Origin of the sequence: Nonomuraea sp. K271 (assembly GCF_009908215.1) — a bacterium.
Lineage (GTDB): Bacteria > Actinomycetota > Actinomycetes > Streptosporangiales > Streptosporangiaceae > Nonomuraea > Nonomuraea longispora.
In genome coordinates this window covers 1-21,956 of the sequence record NZ_JAAAHR010000099.1, presented here as the reverse complement: position 1 = coordinate 21,956, position 21,956 = coordinate 1, and the positions used below count along the sequence as shown (strand labels likewise).

The following is a 21,956-nucleotide window of genomic DNA, read 5'->3' as shown; positions in this document are numbered from 1 at the left end:
CGACTTGTCGCACCTTTTCCTAGCAAAGCGGCTACCGGTTCCCAAGATCGACACTGTATGTTCCTGGCTATCCCTTTACTGACGCATGGGACGCAAGAGGCGTTCCACGACAGCGCAAGGAGTCACAGTGAAGCGCATCCTCATCCCGGCTGGTGGCGTGGTTCTGGCCACCGGCATGCTGGCCGCTGGTCTGGCCGGCACCGCTCAGGCCGCCGACAAGACCGTCGCCAGCGACGCCCTGGCGGCGAACGCGCAGAAGGCGGCGGAGACGCTCGAGTTCTGGACCAAGTCCAACAACGCTGCCCTCAAGGGCGCCGTGGCGTACAGCCCGGACTCCCTCGAGGTCAAGAAGATCTCGAGCAGCGGCGGCTATTCCGCGGACACCAAGCCCGGTTCCACCGCGCCGATCGGCGAGGAGAAGAAGTCCTCCTCCAAGACCCAGAACGTCAACTTCCCGAAGTCCATCGGTAAGGTGTTCTTCGAGGGTCGCGACGGCAAGCTGTACTGGTGCTCGGGCACCTCGATCCAGTCGAAGTACCGCAACCTGGTCGCCACGGCCGGTCACTGCGTGTACGACATCAAGGCCAACCAGGAGACCGTGTCTCGCTGGGTCTTCGTCCCCGGCTACTACCAGGGCAAGGCTCCTTGGGGCGTCTACGTGGGTAAGCAGGCCTTCACCCACTACGACTTCGACGTGTACGAGGACTTCGACCGCGACTACGCGTTCGTCACCGTCTACGACGGCATCGGCGGTTCGCTGAACAAGCCGAAGCAGGTCACCAAGGCCGAGTTCGACGCCTACAAGGGCGAGAAGGAGGCCAAGGACGTCGAGGTCAGCAGGGACGAGTACCGCAAGGGCGTTCTCGACCCCAAGACCGCCGACTACTACTCGGTGCAGCGGGGCAGCAAGGCCGAGCTTGCCGGCCCTGACTTCCCGGGCGCCGAGGTGGCCAAGGTCGAAGTTTCCGAGGGCCGGTACAAGTCCGCGGGCGTCGGCAAGGGCAACGGCAAGAAGTTCGGCGAGCCCATCGTCGAGAACGTGACCTACAACGACGCCTGGAAGTACCTCCAGAACCAGAAGAAGGACCCGAGCAGGTTCCCGGGGACTGTCAAGCTGGACCGGCGCGGCAACTCCACGATCACGCACTACTACGTGCAGGCGTGGTACAAGCCGGGTACGGAGCGGAAGTACCTCCGCACCGACTTCTTCATCATCGTTCACGAGGTGAAGAGCGTCGGCAAGCTGGGCGACAACGTTGGTGGCCAGGGCTTCGCGTGGAACCAGCCGACCGGCAAGGCTGTCCGGACGTTCGGTTACCCGCAGGGCGCGCACCCCGACGGCAACAAGGCCTACACGGGCGTTACGCCGAAGTGGTGCTACGGCAAGACCAGCAAGAACACCTACAAGATCCCCGAGTACAGGGTCGAGGAGCAGGTGGCGCTGAAGTGCGCCGTCACCGGTGGCTACGCCGGTGGCCCGTGGCTGTACAAGTACAGCAACGCGAAGCGTCTCGGCTACGTGAACGGTGTCACCAGCCTGATCGTCGACAGCGACGACAACAAGCGCTACGACACCATCACCTCGGCGTACTTCGACGGTGAGGCCAACACGGTCTACAAGGCCGCTGCGGCCGCGTGGTCCGGCAAGCTCATCCCGTAGTTTCCGCTACGGACCTGAACGAGGACTCGTCTTCGTTCACCAGCTCAACCCGAAGGGCTCGGCATCCAGCCGGGCCCTTTGGCCGTTAATAGCGTGAAATCTGTGAACCCCCTTACAAGAGTGACTCAAGGGTCGATAGGGTTCTTACGCCCGTTTTGACAACTGTGGAGCCTCCCGTGAAGCGCCTGCTCATCCCCCTAGCCGCCGCCGGCCTGAGCGCCGTTACCCTTGCAGCACCCGCCACCGCCAAACCGAACTGGGCGTCCGACAACCTCCAGCCCAAGCCCGCCGACGCCTACGGCGCCGCCTTCTTCTGGCTCGACTCCAACGGAGCCGCGCTGAAGAAGGCCACCCAGTACACCCTGGACACCAAGGCCGTGCCGAAGATGGTGACGTCCGGCGGCAACGGCAGCACGGACAACGGCAAGCCCGGGAGCACCGCCCCGACCGGCACGACCAAGAGCTCCGCCAAGGTCTCGAACGTCAACCTGCCCAAGACCGTCGGCAAGGTCTTCTTCCTCGACAAGGCCGGTCGCTACCGCTGGTGCACGGCCACGTCCATCCAGTCCAGGAACCGCAACCTGGTCGCCACCGCCGGACACTGCGTGTTCGAGAACGGCAAGGACGACGTCTACGACAAGTGGATCTTCGTCCCCGGCTACTACCAGGGCAAGGCCCCCTGGGGCGTCTACGTCGGCGCGTACGCCTACACCGCGTACGATCTGGACACCTACGACGACTACGACGGTGACTACGCCTTCGTCGCCGTGCACAACGGCTTCTCCCTGGGCCCGGAGAGGGCCGTCTCCTTCAAGCAGTTCAAGGCCTGGGCCGGCGACAAGTGGGTGAAGCCGCGCGAGATCAGCCGCGAGGAATACCTCAAGTGCGTGCTGAACCTCGGCGAGTGCTACTCCGAGGGCAAGGCCACGCCCGCCGACCTGGTCGGCCCCGACCACCCCGACGCCGTCCTCGAGAAGGTCGAGGTCAGCGCGGCCAAGTACAAGGCCGCCAGGGTCGGCAAGGGCCAGGGTTTCAAGTTCGGTGAGCCCGTCGTCGAGCACGTCACCAAGCGCAAGTGGGCCGCCTACAACGGTCCCGGTGACAAGGGCAGGGGCCCCGACGCCCTCGGCAACTACAAGATCACCCACTACTACGTGCAGAAGTGGGTCAAGCCCGGCACGTCCCGTAAGTACTACGAGGCACAGTTCATCATCGGCATCGCCAAGGACATGGGCCGGCTCGGCGACACCGTCGGTGGTCAGGGCTTCTCCTGGAACCAGCCGTTGAACCAGAAGGTCATGGCCTTCGGCTACCCGTCGGCCCCGCACCCCGACGGCAACAAGCCCTTCACCGGTGTGACGCCGAAGCACTGCTACGGCAAGACCGGCACCAAGAAGTCTCAGGTCAACATGTTCAGGGTCGACACGCACCAGACGCTCAAGTGCTCGATGACCCCCGGCGCCGACGGTGGCCCGTGGCTCATGAAGTACAGCAACGCCAAGCGCGTGGGCTACGTCAACGGCGTGACGAGCATGTTCCACGACACCGACAAGAACGGCCGGATCGACACCATCAGCTCGGCCGTCTTCGACAGCGAGACTGCCGACGTGTACAACAAGGCCAACTACGCGGCCACCAAGAGGATCGTCGGCCCGCACGGCGAGCTTCTCAAGTAGGAGGAACAGCGTGGCGGCCCGGATTCCCCGCAGGGGCGGTCCGGGCCGTTCCGTGTCGGGAACACCGTTCAGACGGCGACGGACAACTGCCGTTCGCGCAGCGCCCGCACGGGCCGCTCGTTGCGGTAGGGCTTCAGGCGCCGCCGCAGGTCGTCGGCGTAGGAGCGGGACCGGGACGACTGAAGCTCACCCGAGAGCACCAGCGCGCGGGCCGCGACCTTGCAGGCCTCCTCCAGCTCACCCGACTGCAGCAGTCCCGCGGCCAGCAGCGACAGGTTGAACATCCGCCCGCGCACGTAGCGGCCGTCCATGTCGAGCGAGCGGTGCGCGTGGCGGACGACCTGCTCGCCCGCCCCCAGGTCGCGAAAGCAGTGAGCGAACTTGGCCGACAGGTAGGCCTCGTCGAAGTAGCTCAGCCATGAGGGCTCGTCGGCGGGCATGCGGGCGTCGAAGGCGCGCTCAGCCTCGTTGAGCGAGGCGGAGCAGGAGCGGGTGTCGCCCATGGCGGCGTGGGCGTGGGCCTCCAGGACCTGCGAGGAGGCCAGCAGGGTCTTGACGCCGGCGCCGCGGGCCGCCATCTGGGAGGCCCTGGCCAGGTCGAGGGCGTGCGCCGGCTGGCCCATGTAGATGGCCTGGTGGGCCATGCCGGCCAGGATCTCGCCCCCCAGGGTCTGGTCGTCCGCGCCCCTGGCCAGGCGCAGGGCCTGGATGAGATAGCGCTGGGCGAGGCCGTGCTGCTCCATGTCGTAGGCCATCCATCCGGCCAGCCGGGTCAGCTCGGCGGCCGCGGACGCCAGTTGCTTGCCGGTGGCGTCGTCGTAGGAGCCGTCCTTGAGCAGCGGCGAGACGGCGTTGTCGAGATATTTCACCACGGACGAGCGGACCCGGCCGCTGCCGAAGCGGTTGTCGAGCTCACCGAACGATCGGGTGACCTCGCGGATGGCGGCGATGTCCGCGCGGCCCACCCGCCGCGCGCCCATCCCGCTCGGGCGTCCCTCGGTGGGGAACGTCAACCAGCGTATGGCTCCTACGGAGCCGGCTCCGATCGCGAACGTCGAGTCGATCAGAAACCTTCGTCGCTCTACATCGGCATGCCATAGCGCCGTCACGGTCGCGACCCCCTCCTGCCAGGTGTGCGTGAACTCCTGTCCGAGATCGAGGGGGGCGACGGCCGGCATGCCCAGGTCTTCCGAGGTGACCCGTCTGCCCAGCCGTAGCGCGAAGATCTCGGTGAGCAGACTCGGCACGGGATCACGCGGTTTCTGCCCGCCGATCCAGCGCAGCACGGAACTGTGGTCGTACTTGAGGCCTGGTGTCCCGCGTGCGGCTCCCAGATCGTTGAGGCGTCTGGCCAGTCCCTTATGGGAGAACCCCGCCTCCGCGATGAGCTGCTGCAGCAGACGGTTAGGCTCGCGTTCCATCGCTCTCCTCGTCGCAGGAGCCGGCGCCCACAAACTTTACAGAGAGCTACAGTTATAGCACTTAGCGTAAAGAAGATGTGGCAGTACGCTGACCTCAACCAGACTCCATCCCGCACGCGACCCGTCTGCGCCCCTCTCCTGCAGAGGGCCCGCACCTACCCGCCGTTTCGCGGGATAACCGCGGCAATAGGAAAGCGAGGGCCTGGCAGGCCCCCGCTCGGGAAAGATGCCGCAGGTCAGGCTCGGGCGACGCCGTCCCCGCGGGCCTGGGCGGCCACGGCGGCGGTCACGGCGGGCGCGACCCGGTCGTCGAACGGGCTCGGGATGACGTACGTCGCCGACAGGTCGTCGCCCACGACGTCCGCCAACGCGGTGGCCGCGGCCACCTTCATGTTCTCCGTGATGGTGGTGGCCCGCACGTCGAGAGCGCCGCGGAAGACACCGGGGAAGGCCAGCACGTTGTTGATCTGGTTGGGGTGGTCGGAGCGCCCGGTGGCGACGACGGCGACGTGCTTGGCGGCCACGTCGGGCTCGACCTCGGGCGTCGGGTTGGACAGGGCGAAGACGAAGGCGTCGGGTGCCATGGACGCGATGGCCTGCTCGGACACCGTCGACCCCGACAGCCCGATGAACACGTCGGCGCCCGCGAGGGCGTCCTCCGTCGACCCGGTGTGCCCGGCCTTGTTGGTCTGGCGGGCGAGCGCCTCCTTGACGGGGTTGAGGCCCTCGCGACCCTCGTAGATCATGCCCTTGGAGTCGGCGACGGCGATGTCGCCGACGCCGGCCTCCAGGAGGATCTTGGTGACGGCGACGCCGGAGGCGCCCGCGCCGGCCACCACGGCACGCAGGTCGCCGAGTGCGCGGCCGGTCAGACGGGCGGCGTTCTTGAGCGCGGCGAGCACCACGATGGCGGTGCCGTGCTGGTCGTCGTGGAAGACCGGGATGTCGAGCAGGTCGCGCAGCCGGTCCTCGACCTCGAAGCAGCGCGGGGCGCTGATGTCCTCGAGATTGATGCCGCCGAACGAGGGCGCGAGCCGCACGACGGTCTCGACGAGCGCGTCGACGTCGGTGCAGTCGAGGCAGATCGGCACGGCGTCGACGCCGGCGAACTCCTTGAACAGCAGGGCCTTGCCCTCCATGACCGGCATGGCGGCGGAGGGGCCGATGTCACCCAGGCCGAGCACTGCGGTGCCGTCGGAGACGACGGCGACCACGTTGGGGACCCAGGTGTACTCGCCGGCCAGGGCGGGGTTGTCGGCGATCGCGGTGCAGACCCGGGCGACGCCGGGCGTGTAGGCCAGCGACAGGTCGCCGGCGTCGCGGACGGGAACGGTGGAACGGACTTCGAGCTTGCCCCCGCGGTGCAGCGCGAAGGCAGGATCGACGTCGAGTGTGTCGGGAGAAGAAGATGCGGGCGTGGCAGCCACAACGACCCCTGTGCATATCGGTAGCGGAAGAGACCTTCGTCGACGAGCGCGAGCGGGCTGGCCTCGGTAGCTGCCAGGATCCCCTCGTCGGTCATCTCGGAGGGGGTTACGGGGGTCACCCGTGTGCCCATCTTGCCACATGGTGAGATGGTGTCGGCGCCGACGCCTTTCCGTTGACGCATCGTTAAATCACAGATGACGTACCTGGACAAAACCCCATTTAAACTGCACAAAACGCAAGTTTCGTGGCTTTTCACTTCGAGGAGGCCGTTCATGGCCCTCAGCCCCAAGGGCCGCCGTGGCTATGCCGCCGGCGCGCTCGCCCTGACCGCCGCTCTCGCGCTCTCCGCGTGCGGCAGCGAATCCGGCTCGAGCTCCGGCACCACGAGCGCCAGCGCCTCCGCAGCCGGTGGCGCCCAGCTCGTGCAGCCGGGCAAACTCACCGTCTGCACCAACATCCCGTACGAACCCTTCCAGTTCAAGGACGACACCGGCAAGATCGTCGGGTTCGACGTGGACATCGTCGACCTCGCCGCGAAGAAGCTCGGCGTGGAGCAGAACATCGTGGACATCGACTTCGCGGTGATCAAGAGCGGCGCCGCCATGGCCGCCAAGAAGTGCGACGTGGCGGCCGCCGGCATGACCATCACCCCGGAGCGCCAGCAGAACATCACCTTCTCCGACCCGTACTTCGACGCCACGCAGGCGCTGCTGGCCAAGAAGGGCACGGGCGCCAAGTCGCTGGAGGACGTGAAGGCCAAAGGGCTCAAGCTGGGCGCGCAGGCCAGCACCACCGGCCTCGACTACGTCAAGAAAAACGGCCACAACCCGACCGAGTACGCCGACTCGTCCAAGGAACTGCTCGCCCTGCAGGCCGGCCAGGCCGACGTGATCGTCCAGGACCTGCCCGTCGTGCTCACCTGGCTGAAGAAGCCGGAGGTCGCCGCCAAGTTCGAGATGATCGCCAGCCTCGACACCGGCGAGCAGTACGGCATCGGCCTGAAGAAGGACGCCGACCCGGTGCTCCTCAAGACGATCAACGACGAGCTCGCCAAGGCCAAGGACGACGGCACGTACGAGAAGATCTTCGTGAAGTGGTTCGGCAAGAAGCCCGGCGAGCTGAGCTGATCCATGGCCGACCAGCCGACGACGGCTGAGCCTGTCCGCGCCAGGTTCAGCCCTCGGAAAAGACAGCAGATCAGCCGCGGCATCCAATACGCCATTCTGGTCGTGGCGCTCGTCGCCGTGGCGCTGTACGCCGACTGGGGCAGCCTCGCCGAGAACTTCGCCAAGGTTCAGGTGGCCGAGCAGGCGCTGCCCGACCTTTTCACCATCGCTCTGCGCAACACGATCATCTACGCGGCCGGAGGGTTCCTCTTCGCGTTCGTGCTGGGCCTGGTGCTCGCGCTCATGCGGCTCTCCCAGGTCAAGCCCTACCGCTGGATCGCGCTGCTCTACATCGAGGTCTTCCGCGGCCTGCCCGCGCTGCTGATCTTCCTGATGATCACCTTCCTGCCGCTGGCGCTGCCCGGGTTCGAGGTGCCGTTCGGCACCTACGGCCAGGGCATTCTCGGCCTCGGCCTGGTCGGCGCCGCCTACCAGGCGGAGGTCTTCCGCGCCGGGCTGCAGGCCGTGCCCAAGGGGCAGACAGAGGCCGCCAGGTCGCTGGGCATGTCGGCGACCAGGGCGCAGATCACGGTGGTGATCCCGCAGGCCGTGCGCATGGTCATCCCGCCGACCACCAACCAGTTCGTCTCCTTGCTGAAGGACTCGTCGCTGGTGCTGTTCCTGGGCGTCTCCGGCGAATACGTCGAGCTCGCCAAGTTCGGCAACGACCTGGCCTCCCAGTACGCCAACGCCACGCCCATCATGGTGGCGGGCGTGACGTACCTGATCGTCACGTTCCCGCTGGGATACCTCGCGTCCCGGCTGGAGGGACGTAAGGGGAGGAACCGATGACGCACGCCATCGAGCTCAAGAACCTGCACAAATACTTCGGCAAGAACGAAGTGCTCAAGGGCATCGACATGACGGTCGAGCCCGGGCAGGTGGTCTGCGTGATCGGCCCGTCGGGATCGGGCAAGTCCACCCTGCTGCGCTGCGTCAACCTGCTGGAGCAGCCCACCAAGGGCAAGGTGTTCGTGGAGGGCATCGAGGTCACCGACCCCGACGTCGACATCGACGCCGTACGCCGCCGCATCGGCATGGTCTTCCAGCAGTTCAACCTCTTCCCCCACATGACCGCGCTGCAGAACGTGATGATCGCCCAGCAGCGGGTGCTGAAGCGCGGCAGGCGCGCGGCCGAGGTCACCGCCCGGGAGAACCTCGACAAGGTCGGCGTGGGCGACAAGTGCGATTCGCTGCCCGGCCAGTTGTCGGGCGGGCAGCAGCAGCGGGTGGCCATCGCGCGGGCGCTGGCCATGGACCCCGACCTGATGTTGTTCGACGAGCCGACCTCGGCGCTCGACCCCGAGCTGGTCGGCGACGTCCTGACCGTCATGCGCAAGCTGGCCGAGGAGGGGATGACCATGCTCGTGGTCACCCACGAGATGGGCTTCGCCCGCGAAGTGGCCGACCGGGTGGTGTTCATGGACGGCGGCGTGGTCGTCGAGGACGGTCCTCCGTCACAGGTCATCGGCGACCCGCAGCAGGAGCGCACCCAGGCGTTCCTGCACCGGGTGCTGCACCCCGAGGGATAGCGCCGGCGGCGGGCCGGCTCCACGGACCGGCCCGCCGTTCCGGCCGCCGTGATGTAATGGACCGGGATGGACCTGACCTCTTACGCCTCGTGGGCGGTCCGGCTGGCCGACGATCCCGCCCCGCCGCCCGACCTCGCCCGCCTGCGCGACGAGCTGGCCGCGGTGTTCGACGCGGCCGGCGACGACCGGCGGGTGGTCGAGCTGCTCAACGCCCTGCTCGTGCGCTATCCCGTACGCCCTCAGCTCTCCGACCACGACGGCGGGCCCTGGCACCTGCATCTGGCCGACGACTACGCCGCCTGCGCCGTGATGGGCCTGGCCGCGGTCGTGGCCGAACTGGGCGTCGACCGGCTCGGCCGGTGCCTCGATCCGCGCTGCGGCAAGGCGTTCCTCGACACCTCGTCCAACCGTTCGCGCCGCTACTGCTCGGCCCGCTGCGCCAGCCGCGCCAACGTGGCCGCCTTCCGCGCCCGCCGCAGGACCGCCTCCTGACTCAGGACGTCTGCCGCCGCCGGCGAGGCCGGGACGCGGCGCCCGCCCGGCGCACCAGCGGCCAGTAGCGCAGCACCACGCGGCCGACGATGTCGTGGACGGGGCCGAAGTCCCAGCTGTCGCGCCGGCCGCCCGCCCGCTGGTTGTCGCTCTCCAGCCACCAGCCGTCGGCGCCGTGCCACTGCGCCCTCTTCACGATGAGGCATTCCGGATCGTCGGGGAGCCTGGCCACCACGAGGTCACCGGGGCGCACGGCGGCGCCGCGGCGCACGAGGAGCCAGTCTCCCGGCACCAGCGCGGGACGCATCGAGTCGCCTTCGACACGCACTCTCATGGGCTGCGACCCCCTACTCCACGGGCACCGGGACCCGAGTAAGGTCGGTTGTGGACCAAGCTGATTCAGCATCAAGGAAGGACTTTCCGATGCTCGCACGACTGCTACGACCCAAGCATGTCGCATCCGCACACTGCGACCTGCCCTGCGGGGTCTACGACCCCGCCCAGGCCCGCATCGAGGCCGAGTCGGTCAAGGCGATCATGGAGAAGTACGCGGCGAACGAGGACCCTGTCTTCCGCGCCCGCGCGGTGACCATCAAGGAGGAGCGCGCCGAGCTGGTCAAGCACCACCTCTGGGTGCTCTGGACCGACTACTTCAAGCCGCCGCACCTCGAGCAGTACCCTCAGCTCCACCAGCTGTTCTGGGACGCGACAAAGCTCGCGGGCGCCGCCGGCGCCAAGGGCACGGTCGACGTCGGCAAGGCCGAGGACCTTCTGGGCAAGATCGACGAGATCTCCAAGATCTTCTGGGAGACCAAGGCCGCATAAAACGGCACCTAAGGCTCTGCGCGGTCGGCGACCGCGCAGAGCCTTTTCCATTGATGGCGAGTCTGAAGCGTCCAAGCACCGCTCAGGGGCGGTAAGTTGCAGTTGGCGTCGGATACGGTGGGTCGCGGTCAGCGGCCCGCCACGTGGCGGTTCCCACGTACGCGAGGAGGAACGTGACCGAGGAAACCGAGACCCGCGCGGAGGGCGTGGCAGGCATCCGTGACGTGGTGAGCATCAGGCTCCCCGCCGCCAGTGCCTACTTGTCCGTGCTGCGCACGGCCACCGCCGGGCTGGCGGCGCGGCTCGACTTCACGCTGGACGAGATCGAGGATCTGCGGATCGCGGTCGACGAGGCGTGCGCCATGCTGCTGAGCGAGGCGGTGCCCGGCACCGACCTGACCGCCGAGTTCGAGCTGACCGGCCAGGAGATGCAGATCAGGGTCGAGGTCGCCACCGTCGGCAGCTCCGCTCCCAAGCGTGACGACTTCGCCTGGATGGTGCTGACCGCCCTGGCCGACGACGTGGATGCCGTGGCACCTTCCCAGGGCTTCCCCGATCGCATGGCGATCGTCCTGCGCAAGCGCCGAGGCGCGGCCCAGAGAACGGCGGGGCCGGCGTGACGGAAAGGACTGGAGCCATGGCCACCAGCGAACACGCCGTGCCCGACAGGGTCCGTGCCCGCAGGCTCTTCGCCGAGCTGGCCGAGCTGGGTCCCGAGGAGCCGCGTCGCCAGCGGATCAGGGACGAGCTGGTCGAGCTCCACCTTCCGCTGGTGGAATACCTGGCGCGCCGCTTCCGCAACAGGGGCGAGTGGCTCGACGACCTCACCCAGGTCGCCACCATCGGCCTGATCAAGTCGATCGACCGGTTCGACCTCAACCGGGGGGTCGAGTTCTCCACCTACGCGACGCCCACGATCGTCGGCGAGATCAAGCGGCACTTCCGCGACAAGGGCTGGGCGGTCCGCGTGCCGCGCCGCCTGCAGGAGCTGAAGCTCTCGCTCACCAAGGCCATCAGCGATCTGTCGCAGCGCGAGGGCCGGGCTCCGACGGTCTCCGAGCTGGCCTCCTACCTGAAGATGACCGAGGAGGAGGTGCTCGAGGGCCTCGAGTCGGCCAACGCCTACTCGACGGTCTCGCTCGACGCCCCCGACTCCGGCGACGACGACGCTCCCGCGGTGTCCGACTCCCTCGGCATCGTGGACGAGTCGCTCGAGGGCGTCGAATATCGCGAGTCGCTCAAGCCGCTGCTGGAGCGGCTGCCCCCGCGCGAGAAACGTATTCTGCTGCTGCGTTTCTTCGGCAACATGACGCAGTCGCAGATCGCCACCGAGCTGGGCATCTCACAGATGCACGTCTCACGCCTGCTGGCCCGCACGCTGGCCCAGCTGCGCGAGGGCCTGACCGCCGACGACTAACCGTCTAACCGTCTCCATAGAGCGCGTGGGTGGTGGGGGGCGCCAGCAGGGTGACGAACCCTGCCACGGCGACCACGACCAGCGGGATGCCGAGCTGCGGCTGGTCCGACCGGATGAGCGTGACCGCGATGATCAGCATGAAGATCTGCGTCAGCACGGCAGGTGACCTCCCCCACCGTTCCATCCTGAGCAGGCCGCCCCAGGCCACCCAGAGCAGCCCGGCCGCCACCAGCAGCGCGAACCCCGACTCCGCCAGGGCCGTCGTCACGTTGCCCGGCGTCCCGGTCAGCGTCTGCACCGCGACGAGCACGCCGAGCCCGAGCGCGACGATCCCTTCCAGGGCGACGACGGCGGCGGCGATGAGTAGGGTAAGCGGGCGACCGTTCACGCCCGTACCCTACCGCCCGGGACGTTCGCTCCGAGAAACAGGACGTAAGGCCCATAAAGCGGACGAGCCAGACCGGCTACGCTGGCGATATGCGCGCCATGCTGCTGGTCAACCCCAAGGCCACCACCACCAACGCCCGTACGCGTGACGTGCTGATCCGCGCGCTCGGCGCGGCCGTCGACCTCGCCGTCGAGGAGACCCGCTACCGCGGTCACGCGGCCTCGCTGGCGTCCACGGCGCGGGCCAAGGGATATGACCTGGTGGCGGTGCTCGGCGGCGACGGCACCATCAACGAGACCGTCAACGGCCTGCTGAACCCGGTGGACGGCGAGCCCGCGCGCGACGACCCCAGCGCCGGCCGCCCCGGTCTGATCGTCATCCCCGGCGGCAGCGCCAACGTCTTCGCCCGCGCCCTGGGCCTGCCGAACGATCCGGTCGAGTCGACCGGCGCGGTGCTGGAGGCGCTCAGGGAGGGCCGGCGCAGGACCGTGGGATTGGGGCAGGCCCTCTGGGAGGGGCAGAACCGCTACTTCACCTTCTGCTCGGGGATGGGATATGACGCCGAGGTTGTGAGGGCCGTGGAGGGCCTGAGAGGCGCCGGGAGGAAGGCTACCCCCACACGGTATGTGAACACGGCTCTGAGGCACTATCTGGCCACGGACAAGCGGCGTCCGGCGATGACGCTGACCGGTCCGGGCATCCCCACCGCCGAGGGGGTGTTCATGGCGATCATCTCCAACACCTCGCCGTGGACGTACGTCGGCGCGCGGCCCGTGACGCCCACCCCGTGGGCCTCGTTCGAGACCGGGCTCGATCTGCTCGGGCTGCGGCGCATGGGCCCGCTCGCGCTCGCGCCGGTGATCCGGCACATCCTTACGGAGAGTGACATTCTTCCGTCGGGCCGGCACCTCGTGCAGCTCCACGACGAGCCCGAGTTCACGCTCACCGCGAGCCGCCCGGTGGCCTTCGAGCTGGACGGCGACTACCTGGGCGAACGCGAGACCGTGACGTTCCGGTCCACGCCGAACGCGTTACAAGTTCTGGTCTAGGTGGTTACGATCGGTCATTGTGTGACGCATCCGACATCCATAACAGCCAAAACTTCGCGTCAACCCTCTTGCGTGCACTCAAAGTGACTGAAAGGCTCAAGACTGACGTCGGAACGTAGGACCTTTTACAACCCCGAGGTCCTCCCGGCGTCGAGCGAGCGACCCCGGTCCTCCACAGGATCCCGGGTGATTGTTCGCGCGAGTTAGTGAAACTCTTCACAAAGTAGTAGCCGCACGGAGCCGACCTAGAGGCTCCATCTACTAAGGAGTGGACGCATGGACTGGCGCCACCGAGCTGCCTGCCGTGACGTGGACCCCGAGCTGTTCTTCCCGATCGGCAACACCGGCCCCGCCCTCCTCCAGATCGAGGAGGCCAAGCAGGTCTGCCGGTCCTGCTCGGCCGTCGAGGCCTGCCTGAAGTGGGCGCTGGAGTCCGGACAGGACGCCGGCGTCTGGGGCGGACTGAGCGAGGACGAGCGCCGCGCACTCAAGCGCCGCTCCGCCCGCGCCCGCGCCCGGCTCTCCGCCTGACCGACCGCACCCCCCTGCTCCGGCGCGTCCACGTGATGTGCCCGCCGGCTTGAACACGGATTCGTCCGGGTCACGCCGGCGGGAGCGGGATCGACATCACCACCTCCGTGCCGCCTTCTAGCCGCGGCTGGATCGACAGCCGGCCCGACAGCTCCCCCACCACCAGCGTGCGCACGATCTGCAGCCCCAGGCTGGTGGAGCTGTCGAGGTCGAACCCGCTGGGCAGCCCGCCCCCGTCGTCCCAGACGGTGAGGTTCAGCCGGTCGTGCCCCGGCTCGACCACGACCTCCAGCCGCTTGGGCCTCCCATGCTGCAACGCGTTCTGCAACAACTCGGTCAGCGCCATGGCCAGCGGCGTGGCGATGAGCGACGGCAGCACGCCGAAGCCTCCCACCCGGCGCGGGGTCACGGCCACCTCCGCCGAGGACACCTCGCCCGCCATCGCGATCACCCGGTCGGCGATCTCGTCGAAGTCGACGAACTCCTCCGGCGCGTGAGAGAGCGTCTCGTGCACGATCGCGATCGACCCGACCCGGCGTACCGCCTCCTCCAGTGCCTCCCTGCCCTCCGGCACCTGCAGCCGCCTTGCCTGCAGCCGGAGCAGGGCGGCGACGGTCTGCAGGTTGTTCTTGACCCGGTGGTGGATCTCGCGGATCGTGGCGTCCTTGGTCATCAGCTCGCGCTCGCGCCTGCGCAGCTCCGTGACGTCCCTGATCAGCACCAGCGCGCCGATGCGACCGCCGCCGACGATCAGCGGGATGGCTCGGAGCTGCACGATCGTGCCGCCGGACTCGACCTCGGTCTCCTTCGCCGCCCGCCCGCTGGCCACGATCATGAGGTCTTCGTTGATGGGCTCGTCGGAATAGCACAGCTGCGCGGTGACCCGCCCCAGCTCCGCCCCGACCAGGTCGGCGTGCAGCCCGAGCCGCCGGTAGGCGGACAGAGCGTTGGGCGAGGCGTAGGTGACCCGCCCGGCCCGGTCGAGCCTGAGCAGGCCGTCGCCCACGCGCGGCGAACGGACCAGGATCGGCTCGTCGCCGGAGAACGGGAACCGGCCCTCCGCCACCATCTGCGCCAGGTCGGAGGCGCTCTGCAGGTAGGTCAGCTCCAGCCGGGAGGGCGTGCGGGCCGAGGAGAGGTTGGTGGAGCGCTGGATCACCGCGAGGAAGCGGGCCTCGCCGCCCTCCACGGCACGGCGTACGGGAATCGTCTCCTCCCGGACGGGCACGCCGGTGGACCAGTCGGGATCGCCCTCGCGGCAGATGCGGCGTTCGTTCCACGCGGTGTCGATGAGATGGCGCTCGCCCTTGGCCGCCACGCTGCCGACGATGTCGTCGTGGTAGACGGTCGGGCCGGTCGTCGGCCGCATCTGGGCGATCGCGATCCAGCCGTTCTCCCCCAGCAGCGGCGCCCACAGGATGAGGTCGGCGAAGGACAGGTCGGCCAGCAGCTGCCAGTCGGAGACCAGCGAGTGCAGCCAGTCGAGATCCGCCTCGTCCAGCGCTGTGTGGCGGGCTACGAGGTCGCTCAGTGTCGGCACGAGTGCATCATGCGTGCTTTCCCCCGCAACAGCCAAACCGGCCGCCCGGCGGCGGGCCCGCTGAGGTGGGCGTTTGGCCGCGCAGCCGGTACACGGACGCAGCCTCCGGACCTATGCCCACGCTCTGGCGCAGTGACGACAGGTACGGCATCGTGCCCTCTAATGACCTATTCGTGAAATCTCACAATGTGAGAACCATCACACAGCCGACACCGCTCAGCTCCAGGAAAAGGGCTGGGCGCGACCAGCGGGAGGTGATCCGTACGAGCGGGTTGTTTCCCCGCGACACGGCTCGCGGACCGGTCTCGGTTGCGATCGCGCACATCGCTGTGGATATCCTTCACCATCAACCTGAGCAGCCCGGATCCGTGCGTGCCAGCTGTCGTACGCGCTCGGCGCCGGTCGGCGGCTCCGGCCCGCGGTTGACCGCTCGGGCCGAAGTGAGTTCCGATGATCTCGCGGTGACCAGACACGCCCTCACCGCCGTGGCAGAAGTGAAGGTGAGAGCGTGACTGACGACAGCCCCCGCGTTCCGAAGTACTACGACGTGAAACGGAGCCTGCTCGAGCTCACCAAGAGCCTCGCGCCCGGCACCGCGCTGCCGCCCGAGCGCACGCTCGCCGTACGCTTCGAGACCTCCCGCACCACGGTCCGGCAGGCGCTGACCGAGCTGGTCGTCGAGGGGCGGCTGCTGCGCATCCAGGGCAAGGGCACATTCGTCGCCCAGCCGAAGGTCGCCCAGGTGCTCCAGCTCACCTCCTACATCGGCGACCTGCGCACGGCCGGCCTGGAGCCCGACACCAAGATCCTGGAGATCGGCTACATCACCGCCGACGAGGCGCTGGCCAGGCGCCTGGCCATCAACCCGGGCGGGCGGGTGCTGCGCATCCACCGCCTCAGGCTGGCCAACGGCGAGCCGGTCTCCATCGACACGACCCATCTGTCCGCCCGCCGCTTCCCCCGGCTGCGGCGCGAGCTGGAGGTGCACGCGTCGTTGTACGAGACCCTGCACAACGCCTACAACGTGCGGCTCACCGACGCCGAGGAGATCATCGAAACCGTGCTGGCCACCCCCTACGACGCCAAGGCCCTGGGCGTCGACGTCGGCCTGCCCATGTTGCTGCTCACCCGCCACGCCTTCGACGCCGACGGCAACCCCGTCGAGTGGGCCCAGTCGCTCTATCGCGGCGACCGGTACAAGTTCGTCACGCGCCTGCGCCGACCGTGAAGACCATCATGCGTTACGGCAGGCCACCTTGCCCGGACCCGCCGACTCCGGCTCGCCTCCGTCAAGCGCCGGTCGTGAAGGCTCACGGGGCACGCGCCGTGACGAGCGCGCCGCGGGCCGTGTTCTTCGCTGACTTCTAGGCTGGCGTCCATGAGCGTTCTCGTCGTCACCGGCACCGGCGCCGGAGTGGGCAAGACCGTGGCGGTGGCCGCCGTGGCCGTGCTGTCGTTGGAGCGGGGGGCGGCGACCGCGGTGGTCAAGCCGGCCCAGACCGGCGTCGCCCCCGGTGAGCCGGGCGACGTCGACCACGTGATCCGGCTGTCCGGGGTGACCACCACCTTCGAGCTGCGCCGCTTCGCCGACCCGCTCTCCCCCGCCGCCGCGGCCAGGGCCGCGGGCATGCCGCCCGTGTCGCTCGCCGACGCCGCCACGCTGGTGCGGGAGCTGGGCGAGAGCAACCGGCTGGTCGTCGTGGAGGGCACGGGAGGACTGCTGGAGCGCTTCGACGAGGACGGCGCCACCGTCGCCGACCTCGCGCGCGCCCTGCACGCGCAGGTGCTCGTCGTGGCAGGGCCCGGGGGCGCCGCCGTCAACCAGGCCGCGCTCACCCTGGAGGGGCTGGCCCACCGCGGGCTCGACCTGGCCGGGCTGGTGATCGGCCGGTGGCCGCGACGTCCGGGAACGGCCGCGCGCAGCGGTGTGGCCGACCTCGAGATGCTGGCCGCGCGGCCGCTGGCCGGGGCGCTGCCCGACGGGGCGGGAAAGCTGGACCGGCAGGCGTTCGCCGACGTGGCGCGCAAGGGGCTGGGCGCCACGCTGGGCGGCACGTTCGACCCCGCGGCGTTCCGGCGGCAGGCCCTCTGAGCCGGCCCGCTGCGATGGTGGGGCTAGCCCCACCATCGACCAGCACACCAGACCCATTTCGCGGCTCCCTCGCCGGTCAATACCGTTGGGGCATGACAGTCCCCCGTCCGTGGTCGGCACGGGCCTGGCTCGACACGGCTCACGTCATGACCGGCCTGCCGGTCGCCGTGCTGCTCGGCGGGCTGACGGTTCTGCTGGCCGTGGTCCCTCGCCTGCTGTGGCGGGCCCTGCCGTGGTTCACCCGGGTGCAGTGCTCCCGGTTCGCGGCGTTCCTGGGGGTGCGCATCCCGCCCACACCACCGCCGGCGGGATGGCGGAGCCCGGCGGCGTGGCGGCAGATCGCCTACCACCTGCTGTCGCCGTTCGTGGGCGCCGCCGCGGCGTTCCTCGTGGCCACGGCGTGGGGCGGGTCGTTCGTGGGGTTGCTGTCGTTCGTGGCGCCGGAGCTGGAGCCCCCGCCGATGGAGTTCAGGTACAACCTGCGCGACGACCGGGTGCTGGGGGTCTTCATGGGCGTGGGGCTCGTGCTGCTGCTCCTCGCTCCCTTCCTGGCGCGCGGCATGGCGGCGCTCGACCTGCTCGTGGCCCGTACGCTGCTCGGGCCCAGCCGCTCGGAGCTGGGCCAGCGGATCGAGACGCTGACCGAGAGCCGGGCCGGGGTGATCGACGCGGCGGACGCCGAGCGCCGTAGGATCGAGCGTGACCTGCACGACGGGGCGCAGCAGCGGCTTGTCTCCCTCGCCATGAACCTCGGCCTGGCCAGGGCCACCCTGACCGACCTGCCCGAGCCGGCGCGCGTGGCGATCGAGCAGGCCCACGAGGAGGCCAAGCAGGCGCTCAAGGAACTGCGCGACTTCGTCAGGGGCCTGCACCCCGCCGTGCTCAACGACCAGGGGCTGGACGCTGCGTTGTCCGGCGTGGCCGCCCGCTCGCCCGTGCCGGTCAAGCTCCGGGTCGACATCGAGCGGCGTACGAGTCCGACCATCGAGGCGGTGGCGTTCTTCACCGTGTCCGAAGCACTGACCAACATCGCCAAGCACGCCTCGGCCACCAAGGCCGAGGTGATCGTGCGGCGCGAGCGCGACCGCCTGCACATGTCGGTGTACGACGACGGCTGCGGCGGCGCCACGCTGGACGGCGGCACCGGGCTGCGCGGTCTGGCCCAGCGCATCCAGGCGGTCGACGGATCGCTCCGGCTGTCCAGCCCTCTGGGCGGCCCGACGACGATCGAGGTGGATCTGCCGTGCGAGTAGTGCTGGCCGAGGACTCCGTCCTGCTGCGCGAGGGCCTGATCAGGCTCCTGGACGCCTCCGGCATGGAGGTGGTGGCGGCCGTGGACGAGGCGGAAGGGCTGCTGCGGGCCGCCGTGGAACACCGGCCCGAGCTGGTCATCACCGACGTCAGAATGCCGCCCACGCACACCGACGAAGGGCTGCGCGCCGCGCTCCTGCTGCGCCGCCAGCAGCCCGGCCTCGCGGTGCTCGTGCTCTCCCAGTACGTCGAGGAGCGCTACGCCGCCCAGCTGCTGGCCTCCGCCGCGACCGGCGGCGTCGGCTACCTGCTCAAGGACCGGGTGGCCGACGTGGCCGAGTTCATCGACGCGCTGCGCAGGGTGGCCTCGGGCGGCACGGCCCTCGACCCCGAGGTGGTCTCCCAGTTGCTGCTGCGCGGCAACAGCGATCCGCTCGAACGCCTCACGCCACGCGAGCACGAGGTGCTGCAGCTGATGGCGGAAGGCCGCTCGAACGCGGGCATCGGCCAGGCGCTCGTGCTCAGCGAAGGGGCCGTGGGCAAGCACATCGGCAACATCTTCACCAAGCTCGACCTGTCACCCGCGGAGGGCGACCACCGGCGCGTGCTCGCCGTGCTGCGCTTCCTCAGGATCAGGAGCCTGCCATGAGAGCGGTCTGGCTGACCCTGGGCGCGCTGACGACCATCGTGGCGCTGCTGGCGTCCACGGCGGCGCTCTGGGATGGGTTCGCCTCGACCAGGATGCCCGAGGACACCAGGCAACGGTCCATCCCGTTCTCGGATCGCAAGATCAAGATCAGCTCCTCCCGGGGTGACGTGCACGTGTCCATCGTGCCCGGCCAGGCCGGCGAGGTGTTCATCCGGGGCACCGTACGGTGGACGCGGGACCGCCCCACCGTCTCGGAGGACTGGGACGCGCGTACGAGCACCCTGCGGCTCGACGTGGCCTGCCCCGAGACCGGCCGGCCCGAGGACCCCCGGTGCATGGCCGACTACCTCCTGTCCGTGCCGCCCGAGACCGACATCGAGGCCGGCACGACCCGTGGCGATCTCGACGCCGGCCACGTGTTCGGTGACGTACGCCTGACGTCCGTCTCCGGCACCGTGCGCGTCAACGACCTCGCGGGCTCCCTCTGGGCCAGGGTGGGCACGGGCGACATCAACGCCGAGGGGCTAAACGCCGACAAGACCGACGTGGAGGTCGGGGCGGGTGACGTGAACCTGAGCTTCGTCAACCCGCCGAGCGCCGTGCGAGCCGTCGTCAGGACGTCCGGAGACGTGGGCGTATTCGTGAACAGCGGCTCGTACGACCTGACGGTGGCCGGCCGCAACACCACCGTCGACATCGACAAGGACCCCGCCTCGCCGAGGAAGATCACCGCGAAGGCGCCGGACGGCTACGTCACCCTGTGCTGCCGCTGAAGATCATCTGTAGACGGGCCTTAAGGTCTGTTTACTCCTGTGACTGGTTGGTAAGTTCCCGGCATGGAGTCTGCGAAGCACGCCGGTGACGCCGCCGTCGCCGTGTCCAAGGCCTATGGCGTCGAGACCATGTTCACCCTGTCGGGAGGGCACGTCTTTCCGCTCTACGACGGCGCCGTGCACGAGGAGATGCGCATCCTCGACGTACGCCACGAGCAGAGCGCCGTCTTCGCCGCGGAAGCGACGGCGCGGCTGACCAGGAAGCCGGGCCTGGCCGTGCTGACCGCCGGCCCCGGCATCACCAACGGCGTCAGCGGCGTCGCGACCGCCCACTTCAACGGCTCCCCCGTGGTCGTCATGGGCGGCCGCGCGCCCCAGTCGCGCTGGGGCAGCGGCGCGCTGCAGGAGATGGACCATCCGCCGCTGCTCGACCCGATCACCAAGCTGTCGTTCACCGCGAGCGGCGCCGAGTCGGTCGGCCACGAGGTGGAGATGGCCTTCCGCACGGCGGTCGCCTCCCATCGCGGCCCGGTCTTCCTCGACTTCTACATGGACCACCTGTTCTCGCCGTCGCCGGCGCACGACGTGCAGACGCAGACGCCCTCGCCGCTCGAGCCCGACCCCGGCGACCTGGCCGGCATCGCGCGGCTGCTGGCAGAGGCCGAGCGGCCCGTGCTGGTCTACGGGTCCGACGTGTGGATGGACCGAGCCGAGGAGGCCGCCCGCGACTTCGCCGAGACGTGGCGGCTGCCGGTCATCCCCAACGGCCAGGGCCGCGGCATCCTGCCCTCCGGGCACGAGCTGCTCGTCACCCGGGCGCGGGGGCTCGCCTTCGGGCAGGCCGACCTGGTGATCGTCGTGGGCACCCCGCTCGACTTCCGCCTGGGCTACGGCTGGTTCGGCGGCAAGGACGGCGCTCCGCTGGCCCGCGTCGTCCACATCGCCGACGCGCCGTCGCAGCTGGCCACGCACATGCAGCCGGCCGCGTCCGCCGCCGGCGACCTGTCGGTGGTGTTCTGGAGCCTGGGCGCCGCCTGTGGCGACGCGGGCGTCAAACCTGGCAACTACGCCCCCTGGGTGACGAAGCTGTCCGACACGGCCGCCGCCGCCATCGCCGGCGACGCCGAGCTGCTGGCCTCCGACTCCGACCCGATCCACCCCATGCGCATCTACGGCGAGCTGGGCAAGATCCTCGCCGACGACGCCGTGGTGATCGGGGACGGCGGCGACTTCGTCTCCTACGCCGGCAAATACGTCGAACCCCGGCAGCCCGGCAACTGGCTCGACCCGGGCCCCTACGGCTGCCTCGGCACGGGTCTCGGCTACTCCATCGCCGCCCGCCTGGCCAGGCCGTCCTCGCAGGTGGTGCTGCTGCTCGGCGACGGCGCCGCCGGGTTCTCGCTGATGGACGTCGACACCCTCGTACGCCACCGGCTGCCCGTCGTCATGATCTGCGGCAACAACGGCATCTGGGGCCTGGAGAAACACCCCATGCAGATGTTGTACGGCTACGACGTGGCCGCCGAGCTGCAGCCCCAGTGCCGCTATGACCAGGTCGTGACCGCGCTGGGCGGCGGCGGCGAACTCGTCACCGAGCCGTCGGAGATCGGGCCCGCGCTGCGCAGGGCGTTCGACTCCGGCATCCCCTACATGGTCAACATCGCCACCGACCCGCAGATCGCCTACCCCCGCAACACGACGGGGGTGTGACGACTCCGCCGGCCACTCCCCCCGGCCGGCGGTTTCGGGCCGGGGATCGCCTCACCGTTTCTGGGTGGCCGACGGGGTGGGGCTCGGGCTGCCGGGCGTGCAGGGGCTGTCGACGACGACCAGGGTGACCTGGGCGCCCTCCTCGGCCTCCGTGCCGCCCTTGGGCGACGTGGCCTTGACCGTGCCGCAGCGCAGGCCGGCGGTGGTGGTGGTCTGGTCGTCGAGGTCCACCTCGAAGCCCATCGACAGGACGATCTCCTGCGCGTCGAGGAACTTCATCCCGACGACCTTCGGCACCCGCTTCTTCACGGCGGTGGGCGTGGGAGAGCCCGACGGCGTGCCGGTGGGGGTCTTGG

At 69.2% G+C, this 21,956-nt stretch carries 23 protein-coding genes; 17 read left to right on the top strand and 6 right to left on the bottom strand.

Annotated features, from left to right (window positions below):
• Positions 1-127: 127 nt before the first annotated feature.
• Positions 128-1,660, top strand: coding sequence for a trypsin-like serine peptidase (locus GUY59_RS28920; protein ID WP_138199330.1), 1,533 nt, complete (start codon positions 128-130; stop codon positions 1,658-1,660).
• A gap of 176 nt (positions 1,661-1,836) precedes the next feature.
• Complete coding sequence (locus GUY59_RS28915; RefSeq protein WP_138199329.1) at positions 1,837-3,336, top strand: hypothetical protein; 1,500 nt, start codon at positions 1,837-1,839, stop codon at positions 3,334-3,336.
• Positions 3,337-3,404: 68 nt separating this feature from the next.
• On the opposite strand, the gene GUY59_RS28910 is transcribed toward GUY59_RS28915, so the two are convergent.
• Together GUY59_RS28910 and GUY59_RS28905 are read right to left on the bottom strand one after the other, a co-directional pair.
• Positions 3,405-4,757: a hypothetical protein gene (locus GUY59_RS28910; protein WP_138199328.1), complete on the bottom strand. Its 1,353-nt coding sequence runs from the start codon at positions 4,755-4,757 to the stop codon at positions 3,405-3,407.
• Between the two features lie 236 nt (positions 4,758-4,993).
• Entirely contained in the window at positions 4,994-6,184 is a 1,191-nt protein-coding gene (locus GUY59_RS28905) for an NAD(P)-dependent malic enzyme (protein WP_252374832.1), read from the bottom strand.
• Positions 6,185-6,457: 273 nt separating this feature from the next.
• Between GUY59_RS28905 and GUY59_RS28900 the strand changes: the two genes are divergently transcribed.
• From GUY59_RS28900 to GUY59_RS28885, 4 genes are all read left to right on the top strand, one after another.
• Positions 6,458-7,312, top strand: coding sequence for an ABC transporter substrate-binding protein (locus GUY59_RS28900; protein ID WP_138199326.1), 855 nt, complete (start codon positions 6,458-6,460; stop codon positions 7,310-7,312).
• Positions 7,313-7,315: 3 nt separating this feature from the next.
• Positions 7,316-8,143 carry an amino acid ABC transporter permease gene (locus GUY59_RS28895; protein WP_138199325.1) on the top strand — a complete coding sequence of 276 codons (828 nt, stop codon included), beginning with the start codon at positions 7,316-7,318 and terminating at the stop codon, positions 8,141-8,143.
• Positions 8,140-8,883 (top strand): amino acid ABC transporter ATP-binding protein, encoded by a 744-nt coding sequence (locus GUY59_RS28890; RefSeq protein WP_138199324.1) that lies wholly within the window; start codon positions 8,140-8,142, stop codon positions 8,881-8,883. Before GUY59_RS28895 ends, GUY59_RS28890 begins: the two co-directional genes overlap by 4 nt.
• A gap of 66 nt (positions 8,884-8,949) precedes the next feature.
• Positions 8,950-9,375, top strand: coding sequence for a CGNR zinc finger domain-containing protein (locus GUY59_RS28885; protein WP_132331352.1), 426 nt, complete (start codon positions 8,950-8,952; stop codon positions 9,373-9,375).
• A gap of 1 nt (position 9,376) precedes the next feature.
• Here the strand turns inward: GUY59_RS28885 and GUY59_RS28880 are convergent, their stop codons facing one another.
• Positions 9,377-9,781 (bottom strand): S24 family peptidase, encoded by a 405-nt coding sequence (locus GUY59_RS28880; RefSeq protein WP_269128928.1) that lies wholly within the window; start codon positions 9,779-9,781, stop codon positions 9,377-9,379.
• Between the two features lie 17 nt (positions 9,782-9,798).
• Between GUY59_RS28880 and sodN the strand changes: the two genes are divergently transcribed.
• The 3 genes from sodN (at position 9,799) to GUY59_RS28865 (ending at position 11,617) form a co-directional block, all read left to right on the top strand.
• Positions 9,799-10,200 (top strand): superoxide dismutase, Ni, encoded by a 402-nt coding sequence (gene sodN, locus GUY59_RS28875; protein ID WP_132331356.1) that lies wholly within the window; start codon positions 9,799-9,801, stop codon positions 10,198-10,200.
• 173 nt (positions 10,201-10,373) lie between these two features.
• The gene (locus GUY59_RS28870; protein WP_132331358.1) at positions 10,374-10,820 is read left to right on the top strand and encodes an anti-sigma factor; all 447 of its coding nucleotides are present in this window, start codon (positions 10,374-10,376) and stop codon (positions 10,818-10,820) included.
• A gap of 17 nt (positions 10,821-10,837) precedes the next feature.
• Complete coding sequence (locus tag GUY59_RS28865; RefSeq protein ID WP_171055307.1) at positions 10,838-11,617, top strand: RNA polymerase sigma factor SigF; 780 nt, start codon at positions 10,838-10,840, stop codon at positions 11,615-11,617.
• 4 nt (positions 11,618-11,621) lie between these two features.
• On the opposite strand, the gene GUY59_RS28860 is transcribed toward GUY59_RS28865, so the two are convergent.
• Positions 11,622-12,005, bottom strand: a complete 384-nt coding sequence (locus GUY59_RS28860) for a hypothetical protein (RefSeq protein WP_138199322.1) — start codon at positions 12,003-12,005, stop codon at positions 11,622-11,624.
• Positions 12,006-12,094: 89 nt separating this feature from the next.
• Here GUY59_RS28860 and GUY59_RS28855 point away from each other — a divergent pair, with 89 nt between their 5' ends.
• A complete protein-coding gene (locus tag GUY59_RS28855; RefSeq protein ID WP_138199321.1) occupies positions 12,095-13,054 on the top strand; it encodes a diacylglycerol/lipid kinase family protein in 960 nt (319 codons plus the stop codon).
• Between the two features lie 276 nt (positions 13,055-13,330).
• Positions 13,331-13,585, top strand: a complete 255-nt coding sequence (locus GUY59_RS28850) for a WhiB family transcriptional regulator (protein ID WP_132331363.1) — start codon at positions 13,331-13,333, stop codon at positions 13,583-13,585.
• A gap of 70 nt (positions 13,586-13,655) precedes the next feature.
• Here GUY59_RS28850 and GUY59_RS28845 read toward each other — a convergent pair whose 3' ends face one another.
• Positions 13,656-15,125, bottom strand: a complete 1,470-nt coding sequence (locus tag GUY59_RS28845) for a PAS domain-containing sensor histidine kinase (protein ID WP_138199320.1) — start codon at positions 15,123-15,125, stop codon at positions 13,656-13,658.
• Between the two features lie 508 nt (positions 15,126-15,633).
• Here GUY59_RS28845 and GUY59_RS28840 point away from each other — a divergent pair.
• The 6 genes from GUY59_RS28840 to GUY59_RS28815 all read left to right on the top strand — a co-directional run bounded on the left by GUY59_RS28840 (position 15,634) and on the right by GUY59_RS28815 (position 21,600).
• Positions 15,634-16,353 (top strand): GntR family transcriptional regulator, encoded by a 720-nt coding sequence (locus tag GUY59_RS28840; RefSeq protein WP_132331367.1) that lies wholly within the window; start codon positions 15,634-15,636, stop codon positions 16,351-16,353.
• 150 nt (positions 16,354-16,503) lie between these two features.
• Positions 16,504-17,217, top strand: coding sequence for an ATP-dependent dethiobiotin synthetase BioD (gene bioD / locus GUY59_RS28835; RefSeq protein WP_138199319.1), 714 nt, complete (start codon positions 16,504-16,506; stop codon positions 17,215-17,217).
• Between the two features lie 92 nt (positions 17,218-17,309).
• Positions 17,310-18,470 (top strand): sensor histidine kinase, encoded by a 1,161-nt coding sequence (locus GUY59_RS28830; protein WP_138199318.1) that lies wholly within the window; start codon positions 17,310-17,312, stop codon positions 18,468-18,470.
• A complete protein-coding gene (locus GUY59_RS28825) occupies positions 18,461-19,117 on the top strand; it encodes a response regulator transcription factor (protein WP_132331373.1) in 657 nt (218 codons plus the stop codon). The genes GUY59_RS28830 and GUY59_RS28825 overlap by 10 nt, the downstream gene beginning before the upstream one ends.
• Positions 19,114-19,890: a DUF4097 family beta strand repeat-containing protein gene (locus GUY59_RS28820; RefSeq protein ID WP_138199317.1), complete on the top strand. Its 777-nt coding sequence runs from the start codon at positions 19,114-19,116 to the stop codon at positions 19,888-19,890. The genes GUY59_RS28825 and GUY59_RS28820 overlap by 4 nt, the downstream gene beginning before the upstream one ends.
• Before the next feature lie 63 nt (positions 19,891-19,953).
• Entirely contained in the window at positions 19,954-21,600 is a 1,647-nt protein-coding gene (locus GUY59_RS28815) for an acetolactate synthase (RefSeq protein WP_138199316.1), read from the top strand.
• A gap of 51 nt (positions 21,601-21,651) precedes the next feature.
• Here GUY59_RS28815 and GUY59_RS28810 read toward each other — a convergent pair.
• The coding region (locus GUY59_RS28810) for a PASTA domain-containing protein (protein ID WP_161714748.1) at positions 21,652-21,956 on the bottom strand (305 nt) is incomplete at its 5' end.

Bases quoted from the DNA above. Each gene is read 5' to 3' on its own strand.
- GUY59_RS28910 (WP_138199328.1), bottom strand. From the start codon at position 4,757: ATGGAACGCGAGCCTAACCGTCTGCTGCAGCAGCTCATCGCGGAGGCG.
- GUY59_RS28900 (WP_138199326.1), top strand. From the start codon at position 6,458: ATGGCCCTCAGCCCCAAGGGCCGCCGTGGCTATGCCGCCGGCGCGCTC.
- GUY59_RS28895 (WP_138199325.1), top strand. From the start codon at position 7,316: ATGGCCGACCAGCCGACGACGGCTGAGCCTGTCCGCGCCAGGTTCAGC.
- GUY59_RS28890 (WP_138199324.1), top strand. From the start codon at position 8,140: ATGACGCACGCCATCGAGCTCAAGAACCTGCACAAATACTTCGGCAAG.
- GUY59_RS28885 (WP_132331352.1), top strand. From the start codon at position 8,950: ATGGACCTGACCTCTTACGCCTCGTGGGCGGTCCGGCTGGCCGACGAT.
- GUY59_RS28880 (WP_269128928.1), bottom strand. From the start codon at position 9,781: ATGCTGAATCAGCTTGGTCCACAACCGACCTTACTCGGGTCCCGGTGC.
- sodN (WP_132331356.1), top strand. From the start codon at position 9,799: ATGCTCGCACGACTGCTACGACCCAAGCATGTCGCATCCGCACACTGC.
- GUY59_RS28865 (WP_171055307.1), top strand. From the start codon at position 10,838: ATGGCCACCAGCGAACACGCCGTGCCCGACAGGGTCCGTGCCCGCAGG.
- GUY59_RS28855 (WP_138199321.1), top strand. From the start codon at position 12,095: ATGCGCGCCATGCTGCTGGTCAACCCCAAGGCCACCACCACCAACGCC.
- GUY59_RS28850 (WP_132331363.1), top strand. From the start codon at position 13,331: ATGGACTGGCGCCACCGAGCTGCCTGCCGTGACGTGGACCCCGAGCTG.
- bioD (WP_138199319.1), top strand. From the start codon at position 16,504: ATGAGCGTTCTCGTCGTCACCGGCACCGGCGCCGGAGTGGGCAAGACC.
- GUY59_RS28830 (WP_138199318.1), top strand. From the start codon at position 17,310: ATGACAGTCCCCCGTCCGTGGTCGGCACGGGCCTGGCTCGACACGGCT.
- GUY59_RS28820 (WP_138199317.1), top strand. From the start codon at position 19,114: ATGAGAGCGGTCTGGCTGACCCTGGGCGCGCTGACGACCATCGTGGCG.
- GUY59_RS28815 (WP_138199316.1), top strand. From the start codon at position 19,954: ATGGAGTCTGCGAAGCACGCCGGTGACGCCGCCGTCGCCGTGTCCAAG.